The 6,489-nt window shown below is 64.4% G+C and carries 3 protein-coding genes; 2 read left to right on the top strand and 1 reads right to left on the bottom strand.

Annotation, left to right across the window (positions count from 1 at the left end; translation table 11 throughout):
• Both JQ574_RS14595 and JQ574_RS14590 read left to right on the top strand, forming a co-directional pair.
• On the top strand, positions 1 to 955 hold a 955-nt coding region (locus JQ574_RS14595; protein ID WP_212383617.1), incomplete at its 5' end, for an autotransporter outer membrane beta-barrel domain-containing protein.
• A 254-nt stretch (positions 956 to 1,209) separates the two neighbouring features.
• Positions 1,210 to 4,686, top strand: coding sequence for an autotransporter domain-containing protein (locus tag JQ574_RS14590; protein WP_212383615.1), 3,477 nt, complete (start codon positions 1,210 to 1,212; stop codon positions 4,684 to 4,686).
• 804 nt (positions 4,687 to 5,490) lie between these two features.
• On the opposite strand, the gene JQ574_RS14585 is transcribed toward JQ574_RS14590, so the two are convergent.
• Complete coding sequence (locus JQ574_RS14585) at positions 5,491 to 6,444, bottom strand: ribose-phosphate pyrophosphokinase (RefSeq protein ID WP_212207411.1); 954 nt, start codon at positions 6,442 to 6,444, stop codon at positions 5,491 to 5,493.
• Positions 6,445 to 6,489: the final 45 nt, after the last annotated feature.

The raw sequence follows: 6,489 nt of genomic DNA, 5'->3' as shown, positions 1-6,489 counted from the left end.
CGGTTTCGCCGATGAGGAAGCGCTGGCCTATGCCGCGAAGAAGCGCAATCCGAATGACGCGCTGGCGGCGATCTACACCAAGGCGCCGCCAATGGTGCCGTTCCAGCAGCGCTGGAGCGTGTGGGCGGCCGGCTTCGGCGGCTCGCAGACCACCGACGGCAATACCGTGGCCGGCTCCAATACGGCGACGTCGCGGATCTATGGCACCGCCATCGGTGCCGACTATCGCTTTTCGCCGTTCACCATCGCCGGATTCTCGCTGGCCGGCGGCGGCACCAATTTCAGCGTCGCCAACAACGGCAACGGGCGTTCCGACCTGTTTCAGGCCGGTGCGTTCATCCGGCACAATGTTGGAGCTGCCTATTTGTCCGGCGCGCTGGCCTATGGCTGGCAGGACGTCACCACCGATCGCACCGTCACCATCGCCGGCATTGATCAACTGCGCGCGCGGTTCAACGCCAATGCCTGGTCGGGCCGTGTCGAAGGCGGCTATCGCTTCGTAGCCCCCGTCATCGGCGGGATCGGCTTCACGCCGTACGCCGCAGGCCAGTTCACGACGTTCGAACTGCCGGCGTATGCGGAAGGCGTCATCTCCGGCACCAACACGTTTGCCCTCGCTTATGGTGCGAAGAGCGTGACCGATACCCGCAGCGAACTCGGTCTGCGCACCGACAAATCGTTCGCCATGCAGGCCGCGATCCTGACGCTGCGTGGCCGCGTCGCATGGGCGCATGACTTCAACCCCGACCGCGGCATCGGGGTGACGTTCCAGACGCTGCCGGGCGCCAGTTTCTTCGTCAACGGCGCGGCGCAGGCCGCCGACTCCGCGCTCGTTACGGCTTCGGCCGAAACGAAGTGGATGAATGGCTGGTCCACGGCCGCCACCTTCGAAGGCGAGTTCTCTAACGTGACGCGCAGCTACGCCGGCAAGGGCGTGGTGCGGTATGCGTGGTAGGCATCGGACATCCGGTGATTCGGCTGCTGGATTGCCTGCTCGATAACGATGATGGGATTTGCCGCAGTCGTCCCTCCCAAAATTCGTCGGCCTCATTGGTTACGATGATGCCCAGCGCGGGTTCTGGTGGCCGATATGCCACTAGTCTTCACAATCGTCGGGGCCAGCTGTTGCTCGTACACCGAGACGCTTCCTGCTCTGGAATCCCTATGCTTAGTAAGAAGCTGGCCCAGGCGTTTGCTAGGAAATTTGAAATGCATTCCTCGGAGTTCGTCAGGGCCTCGAACAGCGCGCAATTCTCTGAATGCACGACACGTTCTGCTCCGCGTCGCCGCACCGCGCTGTTGGCCGGCACCGCTTTCACCGGCGCGTTCATCGCCGCCATTGTGGGCTATCCGCAGCGCGCGCTCGCGGCCTGCCTCGGCGAGAATACCGGCAGTGTGACTTGCGATGCCGGTAACCAGGCGACCGCCGGCGCGCTCTCTACGGACTTCGCCGGCACCACGGTGGTCAACAACAATGTGGGCGGCAAGATCGATACCGGTGGCGCCGGCGTGAGTCTATCGGCGCCGGGCACCCTGACCTTCAATCACAACGACACGACCTTCGGGATCACCAACACGGCCGGTGCCGGCGTCGCGCTCGTCGGCAACGGCGCGATCACCTATTCGGGAAATGCTGCGGTCACCGTGACGGGGGACGATGCGGTGTCGCTAAACTCGAACGGCGGCGCGGCCGGAAACATTACGGTCACCAGTAACGCGACGGTGCAGAGCACGACCAATTCAGGCATCTCGGTGTTTAAACCTGCGGGCAGCGGCGCAGTACTGGTCAACGGCAGCGGCACTGCGATCGGCGCGGCGCTCGGCATCTCGGTCGTCCATGCTGGTACCGCCGGCGGCATCACGATCAGCGGCACCGGCGCGGCCGTTGGCGGAATTGGAATTCATGCCGACATCAACGCGGCGACGAACGCGTCCAACATCCTGATCGACCGTTCTGGCAACGTCACAGGCGGCGCGTTGGGCATCAACGCCATCCATTTCGGCACCGGCAACATCACCGTCACCGGCGGCAGCCTCGTTTCAAGCACGGCGGGCAACGCCATCGCAGCGCAACAGGTCAACAACCTCGCCGGCACCAACGGCTCTGTCACGGTGGGCGGATCCGGCGACGTCAACGCCTTGGGCGGTGTCGGTATCTTCGCGGAGATCACCCAAACCAACAATACCGGCAGCGTCACCGTCACGCGCTCCGGCACCGTGACCGCGACCGGCACCGGCATCGAGGCCGCGGCTTTCGGCGGCGGCAACGTCAATGTGAGCGGCACCGGCAATGTGAGCTCATCCGGCAATGGCGGCATCAGCGCCGTCGCCTCCGGCGGCAACGGTAACGTCGTGATCGCGCCCACCGGCACCGTCTCCGGCCTGACCTACGGCATCCTTGGGACCGCCAGCGGCATCGGCAACGTCACCGTCACCGTATCGCAAGACGTCACCGGTCCGCAGGGTGGCGGGATCTTTGCAAGCGTGGCGGACGGCCGCATCACCGTAAACGTCGCGGCCGGCACCGTCAGCGGCAGCGCGGCCGGCTTTCTGGTGCCGGGAATCCAGGCCATTGCGGCCGGGACGGGCGGTGCCACCATCAACATCAGTGCCGGCGCGTCCGTGCTCGGCGACCAGTTCATCGGGATCGAGGTCACTGGCACGAACAATATCATCACCAACAACGGCACCATCCGGGGAGCAAGCGGCATCACGGCCTCGGACTCGACGACGCTCGTCAATGCGGGCGCGATCATCGGCACCCTCGGGACAGCCGTGACGTTCGGCGGCAGCGGCAACACGCTGACGCTGGCACCGGGCTCGGTGATCACGGGCAACGTGCTCGGCACCGGCAACGACACGTTCCAACTCGGCGGCACCGGCGCTGCAACTTTCGATGTGTCGCAGATTGGTCCCGCGGCGCAGTATCAGGGTTTCGGCATCTTCAACAAGATCGACGCGTCGAACTGGACGTTGACCGGCACCAGCAGCTTTGCCGGCCCGGTTACGGTCAATGGCGGCACGCTGAGCGTCAATGGCGATATCACCTCGGCAAGCGGCGTCACCGTGAACGCCGGCGGCACGCTCGGCGGCGCCGGCGTGGTCGGCAACACCAACATCAACGGCGGCACGCTGGCGCCCGGCAATTCGATCGGTACGCTGACGGTCAGCGGCAGCCTGACGATGACGGCGGCATCGACCTATCTGGTGCAGATATCGGGCCCGTCGTCTGACAAAACCGTCGTGACCGGCACCGCCAATCTTGCCGGCAAGGTCACGGTCGATCCATTGGCGCGCGTCGCCGCAACCACCACCTACACCATTCTGAACGCGGGCACCGTCAACGGCAGCTTTTCCACGGTAGACTTTCTCACGGCCAACAGTTTCGCGCGCAACGTGCGGCTGAGCTATGTCGGCAACGACGTGTTGCTGACGGTTGATCCCGGCCTGCTGTCGCCGAATCTGCCGGCCAACGCCAACATCAACCAGAAGAACGTCGCGGCCGGAATCGACAACGCACTCATCGCCGGCACCAATATGCCGGCGGGCTTCAACGCGCTCTTCGCGCTGACCGGAACTGGCCTCGCCAATGCGCTGTCCCAGGTCTCGGGCGAGACCGCGACGGGATCGCAGCAGGCCACGTTCAACGCCATGAACCAGTTCATGGGCGTGATGATGGACCCGTTCATTGCGGGGCGCGGTGACGCGGCAACCGCCGGCGGCAACGCATTCGGTTTCGCCGATGAGGAAGCGCTGGCCTATGCCGCGAAGAAGCGCAATCCGAATGACGCGCTGGCGGCGATCTACACCAAGGCGCCGCCAATGGTGCCGTTCCAGCAGCGCTGGAGCGTGTGGGCGGCCGGCTTCGGCGGCTCGCAGACCACCGACGGCAATACCGTGGCCGGCTCCAATACGGCGACGTCGCGGATCTATGGCACCGCCATCGGTGCCGACTATCGCTTTTCGCCGTTCACCATCGCCGGCTTCTCGCTGGCCGGCGGCGGCACCAATTTCAGCGTCGCCAACAACGGCAACGGGCGTTCCGACCTGTTTCAGGCCGGTGCGTTCATCCGGCACAATGTTGGAGCTGCCTACCTCTCCGGCGCGCTGGCCTATGGCTGGCAGGATGTCACCACCGATCGCACCGTCACCATCGCTGGCATCGATCAGTTGCGCGCGCGGTTCAACGCCAATGCCTGGTCGGGCCGTGTCGAAGGCGGCTATCGCTTCGTAGCCCCCGTCATCGGCGGGATCGGCTTCACGCCGTACGCGGCAGGCCAGTTCACGACGTTCGAACTGCCGGCCTATGCGGAAGGCGTCATCTCCGGCACCAACACGTTTGCCCTCGCTTATGGTGCGAAGAGCGTGACCGATACCCGCAGCGAACTCGGTCTGCGCACCGACAAATCGTTCGCCATGCAGGCCGCGATCCTGACGCTGCGCGGCCGCGTGGCATGGGCGCATGATTTCAATCCCGACCGCGGCATCGGGGCGACGTTCCAGACGCTGCCGGGCGCCAGCTTCTTCGTCAACGGCGCGGCGCAAGCTGCCAACTCCGCGCTCGTCACGGCTTCTGCCGAAACCAAATGGATGAACGGCTGGTCGACGGCCGCCACCTTCGAAGGCGAGTTCTCCAACGTGACGCGCAGCTACGCCGGCAAGGGCGTGGTGCGGTACGCGTGGTGAGATGCGGGGTGCGACAAATCAACCCGTCGGGCAAATCAGTTCTGAGTTTCAGAAATCGTGTCAAGTAGAAAATTTCCGTAAATCAAAAATATTTCTGTTGTCGGCCGACCCAAATCAGTGCGCATCTATCGCCATCCCGTCCTGGTCAGAAGGGCGTCGGCCGTCGTCACGGACGTTGGGCGGGTTGCGGTGGACGCTGGTTTGCGCTGCGACGATGGCGTGGATAAGCGTACGGCAAAACCGTGTGGTCCTGGCGCCCGTTGCAGGCGTCAAGCTGTCGGAGAAGCGCAAGCGGGAACGGCAGCGACGGAGTCAAACCAAGAACTCGTCTCCGGGGAGAGCACGGCATAAGCCGTAAAGCCATTGCGCAGGGAAGGCCGGGTGTTCTCCGCTGCCCTGTATGCTCGTGTGCAGCATTTCTTGTGCTAACCGCACGCGAGACCGCGGGTGCAGCGCGCACCCGGTCTTCCCTGCGCCCTCTCGATGAGAGGGCGGGAGTTTCCAGCAAACCTCGGGCGCAATGCGTCGCGAGAATGCGAACTCATATCCAGCTGTCATCACCCGCGCATGCGGGTGATCCAGTATTCCAGAGACGCTCATGATTGAACCGATAGGCCGCGGGGTACTGGATCCCCGCCTCCGCGGGGATGACAGCTCTAGTTGGAGCTACACCATCCCCGTCATTGCGAGCGCAGCGAAGCATCCATGCCGCCACGCAAGAGAGAATGGATTGCTTTGCGGAGCCTGTCATTGGGCGCGCATTCGCGCGACCCGGTGCTCGCAATGACGCGGCGACGCCGCCCCTCAATCAAACAAACTCGAAACCGACTCTTCCGCCGCGGTGCGGCCGATGGCTTCGGCGATCAGCGGCGCGATCGAGAGCGTGCGGATGTTGGCGGCTTTGTTGACCGCTTCCGTCGGCAGGATCGAGTCGGTGATGACGAGCTCTTTCAGCTTGGAGCCGGCGATGCGCGCGGCGGCGCCGCCCGACAGCACGCCATGGGAGATGTAGGCGTAGACTTCCTTGGCGCCGTTGGCGATCAGGGCGTCGGCCGCGTTCACCAGCGTGCCGCCGGAATCGACGATGTCGTCGATCAGGATGCAGGTATAACCGGCGCAGTCGCCGATCACGTTCATGACTTCGGATTCGCCGGCGCGTTCGCGGCGCTTGTCGATGATGGCGAGCGGCGCGTTGATCCGCTTGGAGAGGCCGCGGGCGCGCACCACGCCGCCGACGTCGGGCGACACCACCATCACATTGGCGAGGTCGAAGCGCTCCTTGATGTCGCGCACCATCAGCGGCGAGGCGTAGAGATTGTCGGTCGGGATGTCGAAGAAGCCCTGGATCTGGCCGGCATGCAGGTCGAGCGTCATGACGCGATCGATGCCGGCATGCGTGATCAGATTGGCCACCAGCTTGGCCGAAATCGGCGCGCGCGAGCCGACCTTGCGGTCCTGCCTGGCGTAGCCGAAATAGGGGATCACCGCCGTGATGCGGCGCGCGGACGAGCGGCGCAGCGCATCGGTGATGATCAGCAATTCCATCAGATGGTCGTTGGCCGGAAACGACGTCGACTGGATGATGAACGCGTCCGAGCCGCGCACGTTCTCGAGCACCTCGACGAAGATTTCGTTATCGGCAAAGCGGCGGACGCTGGCCTTGGTCAGCGGCAGATTCAGCCCTTCGGCGATGGCCTTCGCCAAAGCAGGGTTCGAATTGCCGGCGACCAGCTTGATGGAGCCGTTCTTGGCGGACATCGAGGCCTCTCCCCGCGCCTTGCTGGATACGACGTTCAGCATCTC

It is taken from the genome of Bradyrhizobium sp. AUGA SZCCT0158 (assembly GCF_018130065.1).
In the GTDB taxonomy this organism is placed as follows: domain Bacteria; phylum Pseudomonadota; class Alphaproteobacteria; order Rhizobiales; family Xanthobacteraceae; genus Bradyrhizobium.
The sequence above is the reverse complement of the archived record's forward strand: the minus strand, read 5'-3'. Positions and strand labels throughout refer to the sequence as shown.

What these genes read in the sequence shown, in the direction of transcription:
- JQ574_RS14590 (WP_212383615.1), top strand. Translation starts at nt 1,210, where the DNA reads ATGCATTCCTCGGAGTTCGTCAGGGCCTCGAACAGCGCGCAATTCTCT.
- JQ574_RS14585 (WP_212207411.1), bottom strand. Translation starts at nt 6,444, where the DNA reads ATGTCCGCCAAGAACGGCTCCATCAAGCTGGTCGCCGGCAATTCGAAC.